Raw genomic sequence first — 24,487 nt, forward strand, 5'->3', positions numbered from 1 at the left:
ACATGGAATCCCCCCAGCCCGCCAAAGTCCCACCGCCCGGATTTGCCCACCGCGCCACCCTCAACCTCGCTTCGCCGTGGATGACGTTGGGGCTAAACCTGCTCGGGCTGCTGCTGCTCCTTCTCTGGGGGTGGGCTTTTTGGCGCGCCGGCGCGTGGCTGCGTCCCGAATTGCGGCTGCTGGCATCCGCCCTACACAGCCTGCGCGTCCATCTAAACCTCCCCCTCCTCATCGGCGTCATGCTGCTGGTCGTCATCCTGCACGAAGCCGCGCATGGCCTGTTTTTCTGGCTCTTCACCCGCGAACGCCCCACCTTTGGCGTGGGGCTGCTCTACGCCTACGCCGCCGCCCCCGGCTGGTATCTGCCGCGCAACCAGTTCATCATCATCGGCCTGGCCCCGCTGGTTCTCCTCTCCGCCATCGGCCTGATTGGCCTGCCCTGGCTGCCCTTCCCTTGGGTTCCCCCCCTCCTCGTCGGCCTGATCATCAACGCCGCCGGCGCGGCGGGCGACCTCTACGTGGTGGCCCGCCTGCTGCGCCAGCCCCGCGCCGCCCTCGTGCGTGACGAAGGGGCCACGATGGTCCTGTTCACACCCGTGGCGGACGTTCTGCCCGATTTGCGCCGACGCTGGTGGGCATTGGCGGCGGGGTTCGGCATGGCCGAAGCGCAAGCGAAGGCGCTGTTCGCCGACCTGTGTGCCCATTACGCCCCCCGCCCCTACCACAATCTGACGCACATCCACCATCTGCTGCAACTGGCGGACGAGTATGACACGGATATGCCGGCATTCCACCTGGCTATCTGGTATCACGACGTCATCTACGACCCGCGCGCGGGCGATAACGAGGCTCTTAGCGCGGACTATGCGCAAAACAATCTGGCGGGACTGGTCCCCCACCTCATTCTGGACCACGCCGCCGCCCTCATCCGCGCCACCACGCACCGCGCCATCCCCGACGATCCCGCCGCCCGGCTGCTGCTGGACCTGGACCTGAGCATCCTGGCGACAAGCGCGGACGTGTACACACGTTATCAGGAGGCGATTCGTCGGGAATATGCCGGCATCCCCGACAACCTTTACCACCTGGGACGACAACAAGTGCTGGCAGCATTCCTGGCGCGCCCGCGCATCTTCCTCACGGAAGCGCTGGCCCACCTGGAACCCCCCGCCCGCCGCAACCTCCACGCCGAATTAACCGCCTCGCGTCCTGCACCCCACGAGGGACGGGTATAACCCGGTTTTCCGATTGGTTCATTCGTGGGGAGCCGCGTCAGACCCGGCGGGTCGCTTGCTCCAGGCATCTGACTATGCGAAACACGTTCAAATCACGAACCGCTCCCCCCACCTATGACGTCAACCTGCGCGCCCCGTTCGTGCGGCGGCTGCTGTGGGGCGCGGGCGTGGGCGCGACCATCTACCTGCTGGCGGGCTTCTTCCTCTTCCCGACGGACAGGCTGTATCCGTGGTTAGGGCTGCTGACGTGGGCCGTTTGCCTCGGCTGCGCCTGGCTGCTGCGCCGCGGCAACGTGGAAGCGGCGGCGCGGTGGCTGCTGGCGGGCTTGTTTTGGCCGCTGGCGGCTGCCAGCCAGCAGTACGGCGTGGGCAGCCCGAGTAATGCGCTGTTCGTGGGCGGCATCATTATCAGCGGGCTGGTGATCGGCGGCTGGTTCCTCCGCTTTTGGACGGCGGCCTGCGGTGGCTGGCTGCTGCTGGCGACGCTGGGGCAAGGGATGGGCATGTGGGGGCCGCCGGCCAGCCGGGAATGGTTGGCGGGATGGGTTCTGTTTTGGTGGGTGGTTTTTGCCGGCACGGCCTGGCTCGTGTGGCTATATGCCGGCAATCTGGAACACACCGCCCGCGTCTCACAAGGACAAACCGCCGCCCTCGCCCACACCCTCGCCGCCCTCACGCACACCGACAACCTGGACACCTTCCTGGGGCAGGCGCTGCAAGCCATCGCCGCCCAACTCCAGGCGGACACCGTCACCCTCTGGTTCCACGATCCGGCGCAAGACGTCCTCGCCCTGCGCATCGCCTACATCAAAGGCGAGATCACCCCCCAGGCGCAAATTCAACCGCAGCCGCCGCCCCCCACCCCCGTGGCGGAGATTCCCTTGTGGGCGGAGCTGCAAGCCACCCGCCGCCCCATTCTCGTGGACGACGTCTCCAACGATCCGCGCCTGAAATACCGCGCCCGCATCATCGCCGACGGCATCCGCGGCATCCTCATCGTCCCGCTGCTGCTGGGCGCGGAAGTCGTGGGGCACTATAGCGTAAACAGCCAGACCACGCGCCATTATTCCGCCGCCGAACTGGACCTGGCGCAGGCGCTGGCGCAGCAAATCACGCTGGCGCTGCAGTTGACGCGGCTGGCGGAGCAGGCGGAAGCAGCGGCGGTGGCGGCAGCGGTGCTGGAGGAGCGCAACCGCCTGGCGCGGGACATTCACGACACGTTGGCGCAGGGCTTCACGGGCATCGTCATCCAGTTAGAGGCCGCCGAAGACAGTCTAACCGTGGAACCCGCCGCCGTACTCGCGCACCTGGAGCGGGCGCGGCAGTTGGCGCGGGATAGTCTGGCGGAAGCGCGTCGTTCGGTGCGCGCCTTGCGTCCGCGGGCGTTGCAGGAGGCGACGCTGCCGCAGGCGCTGCGGCGGATGTTGGAGGACCTGGATACACGGCAGCCCCGGCTGCGTCTGCATCAACAGGGGGAAACACGCCAAATGCCGGCACGCGCGGCGGACAATCTCCTACGCATCGGCCAGGAAGCCGTCACCAATGCGCTCAAACACGCCCAGGCGGAACACATCGATCTGCACCTTACCTTCGACGCGAACGCGGTGCGGCTGACGGTGCGCGACGATGGACGCGGCTTCGACCCGGAGCAAATGCCCGCGGGGTATGGGCTGGCGGGGATGCGCGAGCGCATGGCGGAATTGGGCGGCACACTGACGGTGACAAGCGCGCCGGGAAAAGGGACGGAAGTGGAAGCAGAGGTGGTAATAATCAATGGGTGAATGGGTGAACTGTTGGATGGCCAATGAGGGTGAGACCCCGTTGCTGAAAAATCCGCGTCCATCCGCGCTCCTCCGCGTCCCCCCAAATATGGAGAGCAGATGGAACAGATTCGTGTTTTGATCGCGGATGATCATCCGGTGGTGCGGGAGGGGCTGGCGGCAATGCTCAGTCGGCGCGCGGATATGCTGGTGGTGGGCGAAGCGGCGGACGGGGCGGCAGCGGTGACCTTGTTCCGCCAGACACGCCCCGACGTAACGCTAATGGATTTGCGCATGCCGGTGATGGGCGGGGTGGCGGCGATGGAGGCCATCCACGCCGAGTTTCCCGAGGCCCGTTTTATCATCCTGACGACGTTTGATGGGGATGAGGATGTTTTTCGTGGTTTGCGGGCGGGGGCCAGGGCGTATTTATTGAAGGACACGCCGCGGGCGGAACTGCTGGCGGCGATTCGGGCGGTGCATGGGGGCCAGAAGCATATCCCGCCTGCCGTGGCCGCGCGTCTGGCGGAGCATTTGACGATGCCGGCATTAACCGAACGAGAAAGAGACGTGCTGGTGTTAATCGCTGCCGGCAAAAGCAACCGCGAAATCGGCCTGACCCTGCACATCACCGAAGGAACCGTCAAGGCACACGTCAACAACCTGCTGGGTAAACTCGGCGTGAGCGACCGCACCCAGGCCGTCACCACCGCCCTCCGCCGCGGCCTCATCCGCTTGGAATAAAGACGAAAGATGCAATTCGTAACTCGCCCCCCACCTATAACGAAAGTTATAGAAACAATTGCTCCCTTTGGCTAAAAGCAAAACCGGTGTCGCCGCTTATACTGATGGCATATCCATTCGACCAGAGCGCGGCGCGTGCCGGCGATGCTCCGCGCCCAAGACAAGGAAGCAGTAACCATGAACGAGCAGAAGCGGCCAACACGCAACGTTGGCAAGGAAATGACCTGGGGCATCCTCGGCGGCGCGCTGGTGGCCTTGATCATCAGCCAGCTTACGGGAAACCAGGCTATTTGGGCGTGGGGCATTCCGGTGGGGTTAAGTATTGGCTTCGGCATCGGCTCCCTGCGCGAATATCGGCGGCAGCAGCAGTCGCCCAAAGGGGCCACCCGTAGTCAAGATTGGAAATGACGGATGCACCCCAGGTATTTCTTTCCGACATCCTCCTCTTCTCCCTGGCCGCCGCCCCCTTCTTCCGCGGGGAATAGGGGAGCGGCTGGCTCCATGCTGTTCTACCAGACGCCGGGCAGCAGGCGAGAGCGCACGCGCCGGGCGTAGGCGGCGTAGCCGTCCAGTTCCACTTGCAGCGCCTGGTCCTCCAGTTGGGTGCGTATGACGAGACCGATGAGGGTGAATAATGCCGGCAGCAGCCCCCACAACGCGCTCAAAGCAAACGGCGTGGCCACGGTGAAGAGAAGCATCCCCGCGTATCCTGGATGGCGCACGTAACGGTAAGGCCCCGTGGAAACCACCACATGCCCCCGCTCCGCCTGGATGCGCACCATGCCAGAAAAGAAACGGTTGGCAGCCATGGCCCACACCGTGAGAGCAAACCCCAACGCCACCAGCACGAAACCGGCGACGACAATGGGCAGCGACAGCGGCGGCGACCAGCCAAAGCGATGGTCCAACCCCACGACCAGCCATTGGGCAAAGGGACCAAAGAACCCCACGAGAGGCGCCAGCGCCTTATCCCACGCCTTCACCCCTTCTCCTGGCCTTCCCCGCTCCGCAATCAGATCAGGGCTTTTGCGCAGCAGAATGTAGGCGTTGATGAGCGTGCCCAGCAGATAGAGCGCCACGTAGGCCCAACCCGCCGCCCAGTCCCACTGCCCCCCCACGCCAAATAGCAGCAGGCAAAACAGAAGGATGAGGACCACAACCTGGATGATGCGTCTACGAATGGCGGCTTGCATAGTAACCTCCCGGCATGAGACACTCCCACCTCGCGTTCATCATAGACGTAGTGTAGCGCAAACAGCAGGCGGCGCGCTATTGATAAACAACAGCGCGCCGCCGGAAGAAAGTCATGGGTGATGCGTGAGCAAGACGGCGGGTTGATGAGACTACAAAAGTCTTGAACCAGACGGGTTCATGAACATTCGCGCTGGAGACTTTTGTAGTCTGGGGCGGGTGTTAGGGTGGACCGGGCGGGCCGGGGAGTTCGGCGACGCCGTGGTAACAGCCGAGGAAGTAGGGGAAGGTGTCGGTGGCGTAGTAGCGGTAGTCGCCGTCAGGTCCCACCATGCCGTTGCATTGGTCCAGGTCTCCCGCGCCTTCAATATATTGATGCTGCACCCAGGCGTTGGTCGCGCCGGGATTGACCAGCACCCAACTGCTCTGCACCTCCGTTACCTCGTTGCAGTCGGGGTCGGCGCAGATGAAGGGGGCCATGATGGGGTAACCGTCGAAGGCGTAGCCGAGGATGAGCGAGGTGTTGCCTTCTATGTCCGTGAAGAGGCATTCGGGGCGGGCGTGGAAGTGGTAGTTGCCGAATTGCGCCGTGTGCCCCAGGCAGTAGTCGAGGATGCCATCCAGGAAGGGGTCGCCATAGGTGGGCGGGGCTTCGTTGGGGCCGAAGATGGGCAGGCCATTGACGGCAATAGCCACGGGACCGAGCAGGGGGATGTTCGATGGCTGGGCGGCTTCCTGCGGGTTGAGGGGAATCATCCAGGTGTAATCTTGCTCCTGTAGCTGGTTGGGCGTGATGGGCACGAATTCAAAGTTGGGGATGCCGTTGGATTCGGCAATGATGTGGTCGTTGTCGCAGTAGACGTTGAGGACGGGATCGGGATAGGGGGGCTGCTGCTGGTACTCGGAAACGTCGATGAAGGTGTCCGTGGGGCAGTTGGGATCGGGGGTGGGGGTGGGCGTGCCGCCGCCACCTTCCCAGGTGGCCTGCCATTGGCCGGTGGTTGCGCCCGTGCAGGCGTTGTAGACCACGCCAGTGACGGAAGCGCCGTTGCTGATGCCCACGTAGATGGGGTCGCAGCCGCTGCCATAGCGCAGGATCAGGCGGTTGCTGTTCAAATTCATATAGCTGTTTCCGGTGGCTCCGTATGCGTCCGTGAACACGCCGGACAGGTTGGGATAGGCGATGTTTGTAAAGTCAATAGACCAGGTATTGCTGGTTGCCTGTCCGTTCATCCAGACGGTGCCGTTGAGGGTGGCAAGTTGCTGGACATCCAGGGGGGCGGCGGCGCTGCTGTGGGCCATCATGAGCCAGAATAGTGCGCCCAGGGTGAAGACGGCGATGCCGGCACTAAGTTTCTTCAACATTTCGTACTCCTTGTGAGTGGTGAGTGGCGAGTGGCGAGTGGCGAGTGGCGAGTGGCGAGTCACTATCAACTGTCAACTGTCAACTACTCATGCGTCTTCCCTCCCGTGATAATGAAGCGGGCGTTGCTCGTGAAGGTGCGCAGGATGGTTTTGGCCCGCGCTTCGGCATCCGTGGTGGCGAAGTCCACGCCATCAAACAGCGTTCCCAGGTCCCGCTCAATGGTCACTTGCAGCGCGTCTCGACTGATGGCCGCGTAGATGGGCTGGTCCGGCGCATCCGCCAGGTAAAGGTCGCTCATGCCGCCCCAGGCCAGGTTTGTTTCGATGACGAAGGGAACGGCTTCGTCGTCGCCGAGTTGGTATGTGCCTTGCAGATAGAGCGTGGTGCCGATGGCGTCGGATGCCGGCAGATTGACAGCATCCGGTGTAGCCCGCGCCAGCAAGTAATGCCCCTGGCAATAGGTGGCGTAGGAAACGGAAACCTGCCCCAGGTCCACGGAGGCGGGTTCCGCCAGGGACTCCACGCGGGAGACGGCGACCGCCGCAGGGTTGGGGCCTTGTGAATGCCCCGCCAGGGCCACGCCGGGGTTGATCGCCCCCAGAATCTGCTCCAGGAGTGAGGGGGTATCCTGCCGGGCGCATTCCACCAGTTCCGTGCTGTAGGAGGCGAGGTAGCCTTCTTCCACGGTCACCAGGTAGCCGAGATCGTTTGTGACCTGCCAGCCGGGTCCCGGTGTGTCCACGGCGCGTCCCCATGCCCAGGTTGCCTGGTAGTGGATGTCGCCGCTGATGGCGCGGGCGGGGGCGATGTTGGCAAACAGGACGGCGAAGAGCGCGAACAGAAAAGTGGCGACGGTGATCCTGCGGCGACGGCGTTTTCGTTGGGGGGGGTGTGGCAATCGTTGTCTCATGGGGGTCATTCCTACTATCCACGTCAAGAAAATTGGACCGACTACTTCTGGAGAAGAATGTAGACATGGTACATCTCCCAGGTTTAGATTGCGTTTAGAACTGCTTGAGATTTGTTTCAGTTTTACGGAGACGCCGTGAGCCGCGTCTTGCTTCAGACGAACATGACATCACAGATTTCGCGGATTGTGCAGATTTTGGGTAACGGCTAAGCCAGGTTGGACCAATTTTCTCTCATACGTGCATGGACAATACTTTGACAATAGCTGGGCAATGTGTTATGCTTTGCCATGGTTGTCCACGAAAGGGGCAACCGCTAAGCAAAACTGGAGGTATCTATTCAGCCTAGAGATCTTCCCGGAAGCTCGCTGTCCAGCCCAAAACGCCTCATCATGCCGATCATCTGGCATCAGGACAGCTTCCGGGAAGGTGGTCGTGAATAGGACCAACTGGAGTACACCTATGTCGAATCGTGAAATTATTGTTGCCAATCTGGTCAAGCGGTATCCGGGGGACGTGGTCGCGGTTGATGACGTTTCCTTCCGCGTTCGTTCTGGCGAGGTGTTTGGCTTTTTGGGGCCGAATGGCGCCGGCAAAAGCACAACCATTAAAATTCTGACGACGCTGGCTTTGCCTAGTGCCGGCATTGCCACCATCGGCGGCTACAACGTGGTCAACGAAGCGGAACAAGTACGCCGGATCGCCGGCGTCGCCCTGCAAGACATCAGCATTGACCCCATGATGAAGTCCATGGAACTGCTCACCCTGCAAGGGCAGCTCTTTGGCGCCAATCGCAAACAGGCCACCATGCGCGCGCAACAACTGCTAGAACTGGTGAAACTAACGGACGCCCGCGACCGGCGCGTGGGCACATACAGCGGCGGGATGCGCCGCCGCCTGGACCTGGCGCTGGCCCTGGTCCACAAACCGGAAATCCTCTTCCTGGATGAACCAACCACCGGCCTGGACCCCGCCAGCCGCCGCGACGTGTGGGAAGAGGTGCGCCGCCTCAATCGGGATTTTGGCATGACCATCTTCCTCACCACACAATACCTGGAGGAAGCGGACCAACTGGCGGACACGGTGGCGATCATTGACAAGGGCAAAATTGCCGTGGAAGGCTCTCCCGCGCGCCTGAAGGCCGCCGTGGGAACGGAATCCATCAATCTGGCCTTCGACAATCGGGAGGTGGCGAACCAGGCGCGCGCGGAACTGAGCGATATGGCGCAAAACATCCAGACGGACCGCGACACGCTGCGCCTGTACATGAGCCACGCCGCCGAAACCATCCCCGCCGTCGTCAGCCGCCTGCAACAGGCCCGGCTCAACCCCATCTCGCTCACCCTGACGCAGCCCACGCTTGATGACGTGTTCTTGCAAGTCACGGGGCAGCGGCTAGAGACCACGCAGGCAGCGGCGCAATAAACCGCCGCCCATCGCCTTTCCTACGAGGTTACTGACTATGACAACGCATGTTTCTACGAAAACATTCACCACGGCCCCCGTCAAAGCGCCTAAAGCGAGCCTGCTACTGCAAATCCTGCTCGTGACCCAGCGCAACCTGATCACGATCTTCCGCACGCCCGCCGCCCTACTGCCGCCGCTGGCGATCAGCATCTTCTTCCTGGTGATTTACGAATCAACGCTGGGCAAGGCGGCCAACTTCATCCCCAACCTGAGCGGCAACAGCTACCTGGGCTTCATTCTGCCCCTTTCCATCGTCAGTTCGTCATTGTCGGGCGCGGGCATCGCCGCGCAAAACCTGGTGCGGGACATTGAAACGGGGTATTTCGACAAGCTGCTGCTTACTCCCATCAGCCGCGCCGCCCTGCTGCTGGGACCTATCCTGGCCGGGTCCTTCATCCTGGGGCTGCAAGCAAGCATCGTCATTGCCGTGGCTTTGATCCTGGGATTGGAATCGGCCACGGGGCTGGGCGGGCTGCTGCTCGTCATCGGGCTGGCAATTCTACTGGGCACGGGATTCGCGGGCTTCACCGTCTCCGCGGCGCTGGGCAGCGGCAGCGCCGCCGCCACGCAAGGAGCCAGCTTCATCTTCTTCCCCCTCACCTTTCTTACGGCCAGTTTTGTGCCGCTGGACCTGCTCAGCGGCTGGCTGAATACGGCGGCGCGCTTCAATCCCATCACCTATGTGCTGGAAGCGATGCGCACGGTCTTGAACACGGGATGGGATGGGAACGCCATCTGGCGCGGCGTCCTGGCGTGCCTCATTCTGGCGGCCATCATGTATGCCCTGGCCGTCTACGCCCTGCGTGTGCGCACACGGCGCAATTGATTCCGCAAAGAAAACGGCTACCGGCTACCCTTCTCGTGGGCTGAGCCTGTCAAAGCCCATACAGCCTTTGACAGGCTCAGGCAACGAGCTTAGGGCGCATCGGTTCATTAAGGCTTCGCTCGGGAATTGACGGATGCGCTGGAAGGGTTCTTATGTATTGGAAAGTCCAAAGTTAATTCCGAGCGAACCCTTAGGGCGCATCCATTCATAAAGGCTTCGCTCGGGAATTGACGGATGCATAATTGCCGGCAAAAAAGAACTTTAGGCTCCCGCGGCGTTTTGGGCATGTCATGCTCAGGGCAGGCTGAAGAGAGGAATCCCGGCGGACGTTGTGGGCGCGCGCCATCGGGATTCCTTGCCGCGCCCGAAATAACGGGCGTTTGTCCCCATTTTTAGCTATCGTCGGGCCAGGGCCAGTTGACCCCGTCTGGCGGTAATCCTTCCCCCAAGTCGTTAATCGCCACCACCTCGCTCCCCTCCAGCCACACCTCCGCCGCCTGCCACAAATCGAAGCCGCGCACGGCCAATGAAGTCAGATAGCGATCCGGTTCGTCATCCTCTTCCTGATCCAGCACATGAACGACCACATCCGGGCAGGCAAAATACCCCCGCGCCCAATCTTCGACTGCCACTGTAATGATCTGGTAAAGTGTGTTTAATGTTGCGGTACTCTGCTGCGCCATTCTGCCTCCAACTTGTCTATCAGGCTTCCGCGTATATTTATATCTCTCGTCCTGAATTTGACAAGAGGGGGTAGGGCGGATGGTTGACAGTTTGCCGTTGATGGTTTGTAGTTGGGGGGGCACTGACCACTCGCCACCCGCCACCCGCCTCTACAGGGGCAGGCCTTCGAGGCGCATGATTTTGAGGGCGTTGGTGGTGGGGCAGGGGCCGGGGTAGAGGCGGTAGTCGAACGTCATGCGCCCGTCGCGGATGTCGTCGCGGAAGTGGGCGTTACGCACGGTGGAGATTTCGTCGGCGAGTTGGACCAGTTCGAGGTCGTGGGTGGAGATGAGGGTAACGCCGTTTTTGCCGGCAATCGCCCGGACATAAGCGCGACTCCCGATGAGGCGTTCGCGGTTGTTCGTGCCGCGAAAAATCTCGTCGATGAGGCTGAATTGGGGCAAGGGGTGGGGCGTGTCCAGGTGATGCCGCAGCGACTTCAGGCGGCGCACCTCGGCGTAAAAGTAGGAAATGCCGTCGGCGAGGGAGTCGCTGACGCGGATGCTGGTAAAGAGGCGGAAAAGGCGAGCGTGGAGGGCGGCGGCGTTGACGGGCGCGCCCACGTAGGCCAGGGCCAGGTTGATGCCCACGGTGCGCAGGAAGGTGCTTTTTCCGGCCATGTTGGAGCCGGTAATGATAACAACATCCCCCAGGCGGCTCAGGGTGAAGTCATTACAAACCTTTTCCGCTGCTGGCAGCAGGGGATGCCCCAGTTGGGTGGCGGTGAAGACGGGTTCGGGGGTATCCGTGCCGGCAAAAGTGGGAAACACGTAGTCGGGATTGAGGTGAGCGAAATTCGCCAGGGCAGCGAGGGCTTCGATATGAAACCAGGCGTCCAGCCAGTGGGGAAGCTGTCGGCGCAGCGCCTGCTGCTGCTGTTGCAGGCGGTAGGCGAAGTAAAGGTCCCAGGGGAAGAGCAGGTTGAGGACGAGCCAGAGGGCGGGGTTTTTGCCCGCGCCGGTGGCGGCCACGAGGCGTTGGACCTGGGCGAGGAAGCGGGAGGGGCGCTGTGCGGGCTGCCAGAAGGGGGCGGCGACGGGGCGCAGGTGGGGCGTGGCCTGGTAGGAGAAGGTTTCCAGGTGGTGGAAAACCTGGATGAGTTGCTGGAGGGCGTCCTGGAGGAGGGCGGCGTCGCGGAAGGCGGAGCCGGTGGCGCGGGATTGAAGCATGATCAGGCTGAAGTAAAGGAGGAGGGTGATTTGCCAGAATGCCGGCATCACGCCCACCCCATACAGCAGCGCCAACACCCCATTCACCACGGCTAATCCCCCGCATACCCACAGCCAGCGGCGCAAATGGGCGTGGACCGGCTGCCGCCCCAGCCACGCCAGCAGTTCATCCGCGCGCCATTTCTCTCCGGCGGCGGCGCGGGTTTCCGGTCCGCCACGCAGCGCCAGCACCGGGCGGCGCGCCGCCGTTTGCGCGTGCAGCGCCAGCCGATCCCGAAACAACGTTTGCGCCGTCAGTTCGCGTACCTGCGCCTGGCGCAAGGCAATCGTCTCCCGTTCCGGCAGGGGCGCGGCCAGCCAATCGCGCAGCAAGCGGCTGCCCCCCTGCGCCGCGCATGTGTCCAGCAAGCGGTGCAGCGCCACCGGTCCCACCAGGTCCAGGTCCGGCTCAAAAGGGTGGTCAAAATCGGGCTGCGTGAAGATGGCGGGGGGGATGTTTTGCCAGTCGAGCGTGGCGCGGGCAATGTGCGCCCGTTTGATTTGCTGCCAGAGCGTATACTGGGCAATGTGGCGGTCAATGCGGCGGTGCTGGCGCACGACGAGGCCAAAGAGCAGCAGGACCAACAGCAGCGCTGCCGCCCCCCAGAGGACGCCCGCCTGCTCATAAACGGTTCCCGCCAGCAGCACACCACCGAAGAACGCGCCCAAGCGCAGCCAGGAGTAGCGATAACTGAGGCGGCGCAGCACCTCCACGCGCCGCTGTAGGCGGTCGATCTGGTTTTGCAGCACGCGCAGGCGATTTTGTTTAACGACGTCGGTGTTTTCCGTGGGGCGATTGTTCATGCGCACCAGTATACCTCACTCCAGACACTGCGAGGGATAGCCCGTGACCTACGCGCGGGCATTCCGCACCCCATTGACGGCTTCGTGCCCTACAACGCTTGCTCAATGCGTTCCCGCAAGAAAACCTACCTACTCAGGAATGGTCCAGGAAGTATGGGCAAGGCGCGCCGCGATGGATGAAGACAATCAGGATGGCGCGGGATGGCGCGGATTGATGTTCTATCCGCCTTTTTCCGCGTTCCGCGAAGGGAATGCCGGCATTCCCCCCTCAAGAATCCATCACCAACGCAATCAAAAATGCCGGCCCTTCATCAATCAACCCCTCGCCCGCCTCTTCCGAATTGGCGAGAATGACAAACCCCATATTCAGGTCGGGGACAAAACCAATGACGCTCACGTAGTTGTCGTAAGCCCCGTCATGCCAAATAACCTCATGGCCTTCATGCTCGCTGATTTCCCACCCCATCGCATAATTCTCCAGGTCCGGCTTCCAGGTCTCGCGCAGATTCTCCTCCGAGACCACGCGCGTGCCATTGGGCGCTTGCCCGCGATGGAGCTGCGTGCTAATGTAAGCGGCCATGTCCATCACATTCGCCTTGACCGTGCCGGAGGGAGCCAGCGGATCGCCGTCGAAATCTTCCCGTTCCGCCGCAACCGCATTCCCCGCCTTGATGACATAAGATTTACCGTAGTTCGGGTTGGTTTCGGCATCACTGACATGCACCACGGCGGCACTCATGCCGATGGGGTCGAACACTTGCCGCCGTAAAAGCCGCGCATACCCCGTGTAGAGGTCAGGATAGCGCCCCCCGGCGGCCATGACGCCCAAATACCCGGCGAGAGAAGCGGAGATATTGCTATAACTGAATTGCTCGCCGGGCATGCCCAGGAGGGGAACGGTTTTCACATACGCAAAAAGATCTTCGCCGGCGGCATCATCAACATCAAAATCATCTTCGGCATCATCAGGGATGCCGCTTTGCATACTCAACAAGTGACGAATCGTGACCGCTTCCGTCGCTTCCGCCGACGACAGCGCAAAATCGGGGTCTATTTCTACAACCGGCGTATCCCAATCGAACAGCCCCTGGTCAACCAACGTGGCCATCATCATCGCGGTCATTGACTTGTTCGTAGAGCCAATGTGAAACAGCGTTTCCGGCGTGACGGGCAGTTGCTTTTCCACGTCACGAAACCCAAAGCCCTCCGCGAAGACCACGGCATCGCCGCGCACAACCGCGACCGCCGCCCCCGGAAGGCCATCCGCCATCATCCGGCCTTCGACAAATTCCGTGATCTTTTGCGCAAAATCCCCTTGGTCTTGGGCTATTTCCTCTCCATCCGCGCCACCTGCCCCCTCTGGAACAAGGCTAACGCTTTCATCCGCGCCCGGAACGTTATCGGCCATTGTATCCGCTTCCGGTCCGCCGCACCCGACGAGGAGGATGAGAAGCAAAACGAGTAGGTTGATGATGTGGACTGTTCTTTGATTTTTCACTTCAATGCCCTTTGGCGACCGGCGTTTCCACCAACCGCTTGTTTTTTGCGGGAAAATGCCGGCAAGTCATCTCCTGCCCACCGCACAATAGCACGCGCCTGGGCATCCCGACAAAATGAGACTGCGTTCCGTGATGGATGATATGCGGTAAGTTTGCCAGAGCGGTTTGGCACGTGGTCGCGCTGGCGGACAGATGAGCGGCACGGCGCATTTGGCCGGAGATTATCTCAAGGCGCTACCGATTCCAGGTGTCATATTTCTCGGCCAGCGCCATCATAAATGCTTCGTCAGCAAACTCAAGCTCAGTGAGGGAGGCCAATTCGACCAGGTATTGATCAAATCCCCCCGGACTGAAAATGGTAAGCAGTTTTCCTCCTTGTTCACAAGTCACCTCGTGCCAGATGCCCGGAGGAATGTTGACCGTTGTACCGGGCGTCGCCACCACCAGTCCGTCGTCAAACTTAAACGCAACCTCACCCGCCAGAATATAGAAAATTTCAGTCATGATTTTATGATAGTGCCGAGACAAATGGAAACCCGCTTTGAGGGTATCTTCCACTAACGTGACTCGCCCTCCGGTTAAATCCAAACCGCATTTAACAAAAATGTGATCTTTAGACCAATCATATTCCATGCCTTGGCTGGGGGGAACAACTTGCTGCTGCATATGTCTTCTCCTGATAATAGGGTTAGCGACTGCTGGAGATTGGTATCGACCTGGCCGTTTTCATTCTGTACTGGTTTTGGCTTCGGGTATTGAGGCGCTATCCTGTTGTTCAACCCGCCGCCAGAATTCAGCCATCTGCGCCAACTCCTCATCGCTGAAAAACGCCAAAAAATTGCGCCTCACAAAAACAATGTGCGCCCGCAAAGCCCGGCGAAAGTGTTCCAAGCCGGTTTCGGTGAGTACCGCATAGGCGCCCCGCCGATCTTCCGTGGCACTTTCACGAACGACCAACCCGGCTTGCTCCAAACGTCCCACCATTCTGCTAACACCACTGCGGGTTAACACACTTTGCTCCGCTAAATCCTGAATCCGCAACCGATGGTCTTCCGTCCAGGACAGACGCAACAATACCTCAAACTCAACATGGCTAATCCGCGAGTGTTCCTGCAAGTCGGCCTCAATCCGACGGACTAGCCGACCATACATGCCCAGTAAACCGCCCCAGGCATTCTGTTCCAAAGGGGTAAAATCGTCATCCATTTCAGAACCTGTTCGACCACCAGAGGTGCGTCTCACTTACAAACAGCTTTTTCATCGTGCCACCCACGGGAAAAGCAGGCGGCACCGTTGCAGTTACATCTTTTTGCTGTAACTTCTCGATATTTCGGGGGAACCGCAACCTGAGCTTGTCGAAGGACATTGTTTTCGACAGGCTCAGCCAACTTTGCCCCACTTTATTGAGAAGATACTTTTTGCTGTTGACAGATGCGTGCTCACGCATATACAATACAGATTATGTGCGTGCGCACGCACATAATTTGTCATTATTGTAACACGGATCCGTTGCGACAGCAAAACAACAAGGAGAAAACTGTAATGAATGTGATTCAAATTGTACGGTTCAAGCTGAATGCGGGCGTAGATGAAGCCGCGTTTCGGGCTATCAATGAGCGATTCCAGAAAGAGGTCGTTCCTACTTTGCCAGGACTATTGCGGCGGGAGGCCACAGTAGGAGAAAATGGCGAGTGGCTGTTGGTGTTGCGCTACGACACGATGGAAAACGCGCGCGGTGGCGCCCAAAGAGACACCAGTGAGATGGCTCATACCTTCATGTCTTTCATTGATATGCGTACAATGTCCGCCGGATTCTTCACCATTGTCAGCGAATAATCTTTGATTGGCCTATGCCCGCTACTTCAGATAGTGGGCATAGGCTATTGCCGGCACAATCAGGTCCATGCGCCTGGAAAAACGACTGACGCTTGCTGAGTGGCGTCAGCCTGATTTAGAACGACTGAAGATACAGCAGCGGTTCTCATTTTGCGGGTATTCATGCAGGGGCGGGGTAGACGGGGCAGCAGCTGAATGCCGGCCCCCCCCCACTCGCCGCACACCATCACGGACAAAACGGGGCTGCATTCCGCGCACCCGTTTGGGGAGGGATGCGTGCCGGCATTTTCATCTTCAGCAACCGAACGCCGCGCACTTATCCGTTCACGGTTCCACAAACTGCCCAGGCTCGCGCGTTGAGGATGATCATCCCATCTGGTCCTTGTTGCAACTTCTCTTCGAGCTTCCGCGCCAGGTTCGCGCGACGCTCAGCGTTGAGGGATGCAACGTATGATGGCGCGGGGCCTGTTCCTCCCAGAAACGGTCGCCAATAGTCATCGAAGCCGGCAAACTCCGTGCGGATTTCCAGCGACTCGCAGCGCACATCACGAAGACCGCTGGCATGAAACAGCGATGCCAGCGCGTCACGGCGACAAAGAGGGAATCGGGCACCTTCGTCGAGCGCCGAGGCGGTTGAATCCTGCGAGGCCACCGCATCCCAAAAGTGGCGCAGAAACAGCATTCCGTCACCGTAATCCCACACGCACGCGGACACCGTGGACCGCGGTGCAGCCACGGAACACATTTCGTGAACGGCCCCTTCGGGGTCTGGCAGAAAATTCAAAGCGAGCAAGGAAGTAACGCTGCCGTACCCCCCTGGGCGGTGCGGCAGACTGCCAACGCCAGCAATCACAAAGGATTGCCGGGCGTCACGACTGAGTTCTCGCGCGTATGCGACGAAGGGGGGCGATGGGTCGCAACCTACGACCGACGCAGGGTCGGCGTGGCGACAGACAGCATCGGCAAGCGCACCCGTACCACACCCGACATCCAACCAGTGAACGCCGCGAGGAATTTGTAACCAGGAAACGAACTCAGGCGCGAGGCGGCGGCTCCATCGGCCCATGAAGTCTTCGTAGCTTGATCCCGCTGCCCATTGGTCCCGAACACCGGTCATCACTCGTCTCTCTCGCTGTCTGACAGTTGGTTGGTTGATGGTGATTTTACACAACCAGGGAATGCCGGCAACTTCGTTTTCATCTGTCCAAAGTGGGATATACTAGAAGGGCACGCCAGTTTACATGATGACATTTGTCTTCCCAGCGATGGCGATTTATCACTAGAGGAAGTTGCCGGCATTCGGCATACTACTTTGAATCGGTCAGCCGTGCGGAAAGGACCTTTTCGCCCTGCGGCTGTGGCTCTACTCGTTTGCCCCTGGCATTTCCCGCCTGCCAGGTCCGCGCTCAGGAACGAGTACGTAGCGGCAACGGAACAAACTCAGCAAGAAGGAGAATTTTTATGGACCTGGCAACGACTTATCTTGGCCTGAAACTGCGCAACCCGATTGTGCCGGCATCGTCTCCCCTCGCACGCCACCTCAGCACCTTGCGCCGCCTGGAAGATGCGGGCGCGGCAGCCGTGGTACTCCCCTCTTTATTCGAAGAGGACATCAACCGAGATGCCGGCATCCTCGATCCATTTCTGCTCGAAGACAACGAAGGCCAGGCCGAAGCACGCTCCTATTACCCCAAACCCCCCACCTACCGCGACACCAGCCCCGACGCCTACCTCACGCACATTCAACAAGCCAAGAGCGCCGTGGACATCCCCGTCATCGCCAGCATTAACGGCGTCTCCAGCGGCAGTTGGATATCCTTCGCCGAACAGATCGAACAGGCCGGCGCCGACGCCCTGGAACTCAACGTCTACTATCTGCCCACCAACCCCAAAATCACCGGCGCGCAGGTAGAGGACATGACGGTTGACGTCCTGCGCGAGGTCAAAAACACCGTTTCCATCCCCGTCGCCGTCAAACTCAGCCCTTACTACAGCGCCATCGCCAACGTATCCCAACGCCTGGTAGACAACGGGGCCAATGGCCTCATCCTCTTCAACCGCTTCTACCAACCAGAAATTGACCTGGAAAAAGGAGCCGTGGTTCCCCACCTCACCCTCAGCGACTCCAACGAACTCCGCCTCCCCCTGCGCTGGATCGCCATCCTCTACGGGCGCGTGGAAACCGACCTCGCCCTGGCGACCGGCGTCCACACCACCCAGGACGTCCTCAAGAGCCTGGCCGCCGGCGCCACCGTCGTCACCCTGGCTTCGGAGCTATTGAAAAATGGCGTGCAGCGGCTGTCGGAAATGTTAGCCGGCGTGGGTATGTGGTTGGTGGAACACGAATACGAATCGCTGGAGCAGTTCCGCGGCAGCATGAGCCAGTCGAACTTCGCCGCCCCCGCCGCCTTCGAACGCGCCAACTACATCCGCGCCGTCACCTCCTACGGCCCTGGCTACGTGCAAGGCTAACGCGGCGCGAGCGTCTTCAGCGCAAGGTAAAAATACTGGTGCGTACGGCGTCGATGTACCATTCGTCGATGTCCGCAAATCCTGCTTCATGGAAAATGCCGTACAGATCATCCCGTCCCACCAGTTTTTGATGTGAAAGCTCGTGCTGCACCAGGTATTGCACCATCATGCCGGGACGGCGACGCATCGCCTCGTCGGTGGGGCGGATGATTTCAAACAGCAGAAGGGGGATCTGCGGGAACAGGCGGCGGTAGCCTTTGAGCACATCCACGGCCGCCTGCCGCCCTTGCCAAAGGATTTCGTGCAGGACAAAGAAGGTGGTGGCGATTTCTACGTCCTGAAACGCGGGCGGGGTCTGTTCAAGTTGGGTCACATCGCCGACGGCGTAGCGAATGCGCTCGCTTAGCCCGGCGGCTTCCGTGGCGGCGATGGCGGCGGCGATAGCTTCCGGAGCCAGGTCAATGCCAAAACCCTCCACGGACGTCTCCGCGCACAAATGTCGCAAAAATGTGCCGTCTCCGCACCCTAAATCCAGCACCCGCCGATAGCCGCCGTCCACAATCATATGAATCGCCAGGGGAAAATAAATCCACGACTCCGCCTCGCCACTACCCTGCGCCACCAAATCCGTGCGCCGGTACACGTCCTCCCCGTACACACGCTCCCGGCGCAGCACCCCCTCCAGGTTGTCATAGATCTCTCTATAGCCAGAAATGCCATCAAACCAGCCGCGAGATACCTGGGCCAGGGGCACGCCACGGCTGCCAAATACGTAGTCGTCGCCCTCACGCCGCAACACGCGCTGGGCGTACAGCGAGTTGCACAAGACACCGAGGACGTGAGCGTCCAGCCCCTTCTCCCGCGCAAAAGCGTCTACGTTTATACGCCCACGCGCTTCCAGTTCCTCGAAGAAACCAACGTCAAAGAGCGTTTGCATGGTGCGCGTGGTCACGTATCCGTGAATCGCTCCCATCCAACCATATTTGTAGCCGCGATAGAGATCCCGCAATCGCGTTAATCCCAATACACGAGCGACTCGCAATCGATCGAGCATACAGTCTCATTTCCTTTTGTAGTCCGGCGAGATCACTGAAGAGGTTAATAGCTACGCCAGGCCCCAGAAAACATGATGATATGACGCCACTGCAGGCGGTCGTTTCATCACACAAACAATCGAGGAAGGCCGCCGCATCAAGAAGAGGTGCGCCGTACCTGAAATCGAATTATAACGACTGAATATATCTATGCAAGGTGTCTGGGTGCTATTTTGGGCAAATGCGTGGTCTCTTGGGGGGAGAATGCCGGCATTTCCCCTCCCCATCCAACAAAAAAGGCTCAAAAGGCTGCGACACCTTTTGAGCCTCGAAATATATTCCCCCGGCCCCCACCCCCTCTGCCGTGCTGCCTAATAACTCTGCTCCACGAAGAGCGAGGAAACCCTTCTTCCATAAGAGTACGTTATTGCTGCCCAAAACCATAGTGATTATTATCATTACCTGCATGTGACATTTGTCAACAATCCGCCGCCCGCGCCGACAGTGACGTTCATCCCGCAAACCTGTGTATTCTGTCACTAACCCCACTTGCCCGCCATCCCTACAATCCCAATAGGGCAATTCCGCCCCGCGCGGCGCATTCCCCCGCCGACAACGAGTATGGATATGGAGTCACCCAATATGAAAACGCCTTTGCAGGCCGACCGCGTCGTTCCTACCACCTGCCCCTACTGCGGCGTCGGCTGCCAGATCGATCTACACGTCGCCAACGACATTATCTACCGCATCGATGGCCGCTGGGATAACGACGTCAATCGGGGCAACCTGTGCGTCAAGGGACGCTTCGGGTGTGATTTTGTGCACGCCCCGGATCGATTACGCGCGCCGCTGCTGAAAAATGCCGGCATCGCCCCACGCGCCGCACGAGATTTCCACCAGGCCAGTTGGGACGAGGCGCTCACCCTGACCGCCACCACACTCCGCCACCTGCGCGACACCCACGGCCCCGATAGCATCGCCTTCCTCACCTCCGCCAAATGCACCAACGAAGAAAACTACCTGATGCAAAAACTGGCGCGCGGCATCATCGGCACAAACAACGTAGACCACTGCGCCCGGCTCTGACACAGCAGCAGCGTGGCCGGTCTGGCCACCACCGTCGGCTCCGGCGCCATGACCAACAGCATCATGGACATCCCCGCCGCGGATGTCCTCCTGGTGATCGGCTCCAACACGACCGAGGCCCACCCCGTCCTCAGCCTGCAAATGAAGCGGGCCGTGCGCCAAAACGGGGCACGGCTGATCCTCGTCGACCCCCGCCGTATTGAGCTGGCGAATTTCGCCGCCCTACACCTGCGGCATCACCCCGGCACGGACGTAGCCCTGCTCAACGCCCTGGCCCACGTGATCATCCGCGACGAACTGGTAAACGCGCCATTCGTGCGCGCGCGCACCGAGGGGTACGAGGCGCTGGCGGAATCGGTGCGCGATTGGACACCCGCGCGCGCCGCGGCGATCACGGGCGTGCCGGCATCGGACATTGAACGCGCCGCCCATCTCTACGCCGAGGCAGGCAACGCCGCCATCTTCTGGGCCATGGGCATCACCCAACACACCACGGGCACAGACAATGTCAAGGCGCTCTCCAACCTGGCTCTGCTCACCGGGCACATTGGCCGCCCCGGCACCGGCCTCAACCCACTGCGCGGGCAGAACAACGTGCAGGGCGCGTGCGACATGGGCGGGCTGCCCAACGTCTTCCCCGGCTACCAGCCCGTCGCCAACGAAGCCGTACGCCGGAAGTTTGCCGCCGGCTGGAATGTGCCGCCCGAGCAGCTCAACCCCACGCCCGGCCTGACAATAACGGAGGTGATGGAGGGAGCCTTGTCGGGACGGATCAAGGGATTGGTGGTCATGGGCGAGAATCCGATGCTATCGGACCCCAATTTGCACCACGTCCGCGCGGCTCTGGAGCAGGTTCCTTTTTTGGCGGTCTTGGATATTTTCCTCAATGAAACGGGACGGATGGCAGATGTGGTTTTGCCGGCATCCAGCTTCGCCGAAAAATCAGGCACGTTCACCAGCACGGAGCGGCGCGTGCAGCTCATTCGTCCCGCCCTGCCCGCCCCCGGCGTAGCCCGCCCCGACTGGCAAATTCTCATCGATCTGGCAAACCGGCTGGGCGCATCCTGGCAATACGAGAATCCGGCGGCGATTTTCGCGGAAATGGCGGGGTTAACGGGGTCGTATGCCGGCATTTCCCACACCCGACTCGAACGAGACGGCGGCTTGCAATGGCCCTGCCCCACGCCCGATCATCCGGGCACGCCCATTCTGCACAAAGACACCTTCAGCCGCGGGCGCGGTCTCTTCTGCCCCGTCAGCTACGCCCCCCCCGTCGAAGAAGCCGACGCCGACTACCCCTTCATCCTCTCCACCGGGCGTATGCTCTTCCACTGGCACGGCGGCACCCTCTCGCGTCGTTCCGCCGGTCTTGACGCCATCGCCCCCGCCGCCACCGTGGAAATCCACCCCGACGACGCCCGCCGCGACCATATCCATGCCGGCCAGATGGTGCGTGTGCGCTCGCGGCGCGGCGAAGTCACCGCCGCCGCCGAAATCACCCATCGCTCACCCCCAGGCACTGTTTTTATGACGTTCCATTTCGCCGAAGCCGCCGTCAACCTCCTCACCATTGACGCGGTTGACCCGGTTGCCAAAATCCCCGAATACAAAGTGTGCGCTGTGCAACTGGAACCACTTCCCAACGAACGGAAAAATGGGCAACCGACCTGACCACACGGCAGCCGTCGGCGCGGCAAACGATCACCCCCGCACATCCCCACGCGGGAAGGAATAACCCCATGAGTAAGCGTATTCACCTCACCGTAAAAATTGATACGGACGCCCCCTGGACTCAGGTGGATGTTATTGATAGATGGATCAAGGTCGTCCACGTAGACCCGGAACCCCTGCTCACAGGCAACATCATACAGGCCTCCTACCCCCAACCATTTGACCAGTATCGCCCCGCGCCCACTTTCGACGACGATGAACCTTTCAACACCGCCGATTTCACACCCGGCGCGACGACACTCATCCACCTGGACAACCCGCGCGCGGATCAGATTCAGGCTCGCCTGCACCTGGCGCTGGAAATGCCCGACGACCTGGGCGAAGATGCCGCCTACAGTGTGCAAACCGTGCGCTTTGGCGTGGCGAAATCGGAGCAGGGACACACGCATGTCACGTTCGGCATTGATGAATACCCGACTATTCGCAATGGCTGGGGCGGGCGCAACATGAATCCACGAGGGTGGCCGCACCTGATCTGTGATGTGCCGGTCACGGCTTTACTGGACAAAGCGGCGGAGGAGATGGACGCCGCGCACCCGGTGGTGGCGGGCGTTGCCGGCATTCTCCAGGAAAGCGCGGACGTCTTTGCCCGGTCGCGGCAGAAAACAACGGACAAGGCGGACAAGGTCCTCAGCGACGAAATTTTCCGCCGCCCGCCCGTGTGACATAACCGGAATGCCGGCAAAAAAAAGATTGGTTCATTCTTGAGTTCACTGAAAAAACCGGGTTTTTCGAGTGCCCGGCCAAAATTACCAGAGTGGTTCATGTGTAAAAACCCGGTTTTTGGCCTTTTTTCAGTAGAGTCATTCTTGAAGAATGAACCAATCTTGGCTAATTATTGGGCGTGATACTGATCTCCACCTGATCCAGGCGCAAGGAATACCCTTGCGGGAAGGTCTGGGTACGACCCAGGCTGAGCAGCCGGACGGCAACCAGCCCATCGCTGTTGCGGATGTAGGGGGCCGCATTGTTCATGGCCGCCACAACGGTGTAGTCGTTCAGACCCAACGGCCATTGCCCCTGGGAGACCCAGGTGTTTTGGTTGAAATTGAAGAGGTAGAGGATCGCGTTTGTGCCGGCAATATCCGAACTCCACTCCAGCCGCACATCCATCTTGCCCGTCGTCACCGGGCTGATCGCCACCACATTCATCAACAACCCCTGCGCCACGCCGCCACCCATCGCCACCGTATGCACCTGCAAACGGTCATCATCCGACAAGCGCAGCGACTGCAAATTACCCCCTTCCAACACCCCCTTGCTGATGCCATAATTGGCCAGATTCGCTACCTGGGGCGCCATGATCCCGTGCGGACCAGGCCCCGTGGGCTGCGTCGCGTGGCACACCGTACACGTATCCAACGTACCCACGTGCCCTTGTAGCTCCATGAACTTAACGCCATCAAGCGGCTGGCTGCTGGCGGCAATCGCGTGCGTGCTATCGTGGCACGCTTCGCAGTAAAGACCGCCATGCCCCGTGGACAAACGATAGAGCGCGTTATTCTGCTCATAACCGGGCTGCGTATGGCAGTCGTCGCAGCGCGGCTCGTTGAGCCAGGGGTTAGGATTATCGGCCACGTCTTCCATGCCGCCGTGGCAGTCCATGCAATCCATGCCATACTGCGTGGACATCACGTCGCGCAGGCATTGCGTCTCCGGGCCAGGATGGCAGTTGTAGCAGCCATTCAGCGTATCCGGGACGGCGTCATGGTGCTTCTCGTGAATCGCCTTAGACAGGCTGGGCAGGCCGGGCACGCCGGGCAAGCCCAGCGCATTAGAAGCATGGCACTCGGCGCAGAGAATGGGGCGACGTCCCATCAACGGTCCTTCATGGCCGGGTGGGTAATCATCCCCGTGTTCCTCATCGTGCAGCGTGAGGATATTGGTCTCCACCCGTCCGGTAGAGATACCCCCCACGCCGCCATCGTAGTGACAGTTGTCGCAGTGCATTTCCGTGGAAACGGGGGCCACGGGATGCACCGTCGCCAATTCCTCTCCGGTGTTGCTATCATGCACCGTCACCGTGGCTAACTGGTAGGGTTGGCGCACGGTGGGGTTGCTGTCGCTGTATTCGGTGAGCGGAATGCCCTCGGCAACGTAGCTGGCGTTGACCAGGTCCATGCTGCCCGCCAACCCTTTCCCCGTGAGACCCACATCCGGGGGCAGGTCCACCCCAAAGAGGGCTTCCTCGTAATCCCAGAAATTGGTTTTGCCCACGGAATAGGTGTTGTCGGCAAACGCATAACTCACCTCTACGCCGCTGGTCACGAGTTGCGGCGGGTCGCCCACCTGCACCACCTGGGCAAACAGGGTGTTAAAGGGCGGCAGCACCGCCAGGTCCTGGAAGTCGGGATTGTAGCAGTGCATACCCAAATCATTCCAGGCCAGTACCACGTAATCCCCCGCCTCCTTCAGCGCCACCTTGAGCGCGGGATTGGCCGCCCCGGTCATCTTAAAGACGCTCATGGTGAGCAAAAGCATGACCAATGGCAGCGCGATTCGTAACAAACGCCTTCGAGAACGATACACAAACTTCTTCATATGTGCCTCCTGTATAAAGGTTGCCAGTTGATAGTGGGCAGTGGTCAGAAGGGCCA

The 24,487-nt window shown here is 60.5% G+C and carries 21 protein-coding genes; 10 read left to right on the top strand and 11 right to left on the bottom strand.

The features are described from left to right. Positions 1-2: 2 nt before the first annotated feature. The 4 genes from H6650_12495 to H6650_12510 all read left to right on the top strand — a co-directional run bounded on the left by H6650_12495 (position 3) and on the right by H6650_12510 (position 4,147). The gene (locus H6650_12495; GenBank protein MCB8952825.1) at positions 3-1,235 is read left to right on the top strand and encodes a DUF3267 domain-containing protein; all 1,233 of its coding nucleotides are present in this window, start codon (positions 3-5) and stop codon (positions 1,233-1,235) included. A gap of 74 nt (positions 1,236-1,309) precedes the next feature. Continuing rightward, positions 1,310-3,016: a GAF domain-containing sensor histidine kinase gene (locus H6650_12500; GenBank protein MCB8952826.1), complete on the top strand. Its 1,707-nt coding sequence runs from the start codon at positions 1,310-1,312 to the stop codon at positions 3,014-3,016. A gap of 99 nt (positions 3,017-3,115) precedes the next feature. Then, positions 3,116-3,739 (top strand): response regulator transcription factor, encoded by a 624-nt coding sequence (locus tag H6650_12505; protein ID MCB8952827.1) that lies wholly within the window; start codon positions 3,116-3,118, stop codon positions 3,737-3,739. 177 nt (positions 3,740-3,916) lie between these two features. Further along, positions 3,917-4,147, top strand: coding sequence for a hypothetical protein (locus H6650_12510; protein ID MCB8952828.1), 231 nt, complete (start codon positions 3,917-3,919; stop codon positions 4,145-4,147). A gap of 101 nt (positions 4,148-4,248) precedes the next feature. Here H6650_12510 and H6650_12515 read toward each other — a convergent pair whose 3' ends face one another. From H6650_12515 to H6650_12525, 3 genes are all read right to left on the bottom strand, one after another. Further along, complete coding sequence (locus tag H6650_12515) at positions 4,249-4,932, bottom strand: isoprenylcysteine carboxylmethyltransferase family protein (protein ID MCB8952829.1); 684 nt, start codon at positions 4,930-4,932, stop codon at positions 4,249-4,251. A gap of 220 nt (positions 4,933-5,152) precedes the next feature. After that, positions 5,153-6,295, bottom strand: coding sequence for a YHYH protein (locus H6650_12520; protein ID MCB8952830.1), 1,143 nt, complete (start codon positions 6,293-6,295; stop codon positions 5,153-5,155). Positions 6,296-6,378: 83 nt separating this feature from the next. Then, positions 6,379-7,206, bottom strand: a complete 828-nt coding sequence (locus H6650_12525) for a hypothetical protein (GenBank protein ID MCB8952831.1) — start codon at positions 7,204-7,206, stop codon at positions 6,379-6,381. Between the two features lie 460 nt (positions 7,207-7,666). Between H6650_12525 and H6650_12530 the strand changes: the two genes are divergently transcribed. Next, on the top strand, positions 7,667-8,629 hold the full coding sequence (locus H6650_12530; GenBank protein MCB8952832.1) for an ATP-binding cassette domain-containing protein: 963 nt from the start codon (positions 7,667-7,669) through the stop codon (positions 8,627-8,629). Positions 8,630-8,666: 37 nt separating this feature from the next. Next, a complete protein-coding gene (locus H6650_12535) occupies positions 8,667-9,497 on the top strand; it encodes an ABC transporter permease (GenBank protein ID MCB8952833.1) in 831 nt (276 codons plus the stop codon). Positions 9,498-9,889: 392 nt separating this feature from the next. On the opposite strand, the gene H6650_12540 is transcribed toward H6650_12535, so the two are convergent. From H6650_12540 to H6650_12560, 5 genes are all read right to left on the bottom strand, one after another. Beyond that, the gene (locus H6650_12540) at positions 9,890-10,180 is read right to left on the bottom strand and encodes a hypothetical protein (GenBank protein ID MCB8952834.1); all 291 of its coding nucleotides are present in this window, start codon (positions 10,178-10,180) and stop codon (positions 9,890-9,892) included. A gap of 150 nt (positions 10,181-10,330) precedes the next feature. Then, positions 10,331-12,232 (bottom strand): hypothetical protein, encoded by a 1,902-nt coding sequence (locus H6650_12545; protein ID MCB8952835.1) that lies wholly within the window; start codon positions 12,230-12,232, stop codon positions 10,331-10,333. Between the two features lie 268 nt (positions 12,233-12,500). Next, positions 12,501-13,730 (bottom strand): beta-lactamase family protein, encoded by a 1,230-nt coding sequence (locus H6650_12550; GenBank protein MCB8952836.1) that lies wholly within the window; start codon positions 13,728-13,730, stop codon positions 12,501-12,503. Positions 13,731-13,965: 235 nt separating this feature from the next. Further along, positions 13,966-14,397 carry a cupin domain-containing protein gene (locus H6650_12555; GenBank protein ID MCB8952837.1) on the bottom strand — a complete coding sequence of 144 codons (432 nt, stop codon included), beginning with the start codon at positions 14,395-14,397 and terminating at the stop codon, positions 13,966-13,968. Positions 14,398-14,457: 60 nt separating this feature from the next. Further along, positions 14,458-14,937 carry a MarR family transcriptional regulator gene (locus H6650_12560; protein ID MCB8952838.1) on the bottom strand — a complete coding sequence of 160 codons (480 nt, stop codon included), beginning with the start codon at positions 14,935-14,937 and terminating at the stop codon, positions 14,458-14,460. A gap of 336 nt (positions 14,938-15,273) precedes the next feature. Here H6650_12560 and H6650_12565 point away from each other — a divergent pair, with 336 nt between their 5' ends. Then, entirely contained in the window at positions 15,274-15,567 is a 294-nt protein-coding gene (locus H6650_12565; GenBank protein ID MCB8952839.1) for a hypothetical protein, read from the top strand. Positions 15,568-15,883: 316 nt separating this feature from the next. Here H6650_12565 and H6650_12570 read toward each other — a convergent pair whose 3' ends face one another. Then, the gene (locus H6650_12570; protein ID MCB8952840.1) at positions 15,884-16,684 is read right to left on the bottom strand and encodes a class I SAM-dependent methyltransferase; all 801 of its coding nucleotides are present in this window, start codon (positions 16,682-16,684) and stop codon (positions 15,884-15,886) included. Positions 16,685-17,028: 344 nt separating this feature from the next. On the opposite strand from H6650_12570, the gene H6650_12575 reads away from it, so the two are divergent. Continuing rightward, a complete protein-coding gene (locus tag H6650_12575) occupies positions 17,029-18,039 on the top strand; it encodes a dihydroorotate dehydrogenase-like protein (protein ID MCB8952841.1) in 1,011 nt (336 codons plus the stop codon). A gap of 16 nt (positions 18,040-18,055) precedes the next feature. On the opposite strand, the gene H6650_12580 is transcribed toward H6650_12575, so the two are convergent. Continuing rightward, on the bottom strand, positions 18,056-19,093 hold the full coding sequence (locus H6650_12580) for a methyltransferase domain-containing protein (protein ID MCB8952842.1): 1,038 nt from the start codon (positions 19,091-19,093) through the stop codon (positions 18,056-18,058). A gap of 622 nt (positions 19,094-19,715) precedes the next feature. Here H6650_12580 and fdhF point away from each other — a divergent pair. Beyond that, positions 19,716-21,830 (top strand): formate dehydrogenase subunit alpha, encoded by a 2,115-nt coding sequence (gene fdhF / locus H6650_12585; GenBank protein MCB8952843.1) that lies wholly within the window; start codon positions 19,716-19,718, stop codon positions 21,828-21,830. 68 nt (positions 21,831-21,898) lie between these two features. Further along, positions 21,899-22,555, top strand: coding sequence for a hypothetical protein (locus tag H6650_12590; GenBank protein ID MCB8952844.1), 657 nt, complete (start codon positions 21,899-21,901; stop codon positions 22,553-22,555). 166 nt (positions 22,556-22,721) lie between these two features. Here the strand turns inward: H6650_12590 and H6650_12595 are convergent, their stop codons facing one another. Beyond that, entirely contained in the window at positions 22,722-24,431 is a 1,710-nt protein-coding gene (locus H6650_12595) for a hypothetical protein (protein MCB8952845.1), read from the bottom strand. Between the last annotated feature and the right edge of the window lie 56 nt (positions 24,432-24,487).

The organism is Ardenticatenales bacterium, from assembly GCA_020634515.1.
Taxonomy (GTDB): Bacteria; Chloroflexota; Anaerolineae; order Promineifilales; family Promineifilaceae; genus JAGVTM01.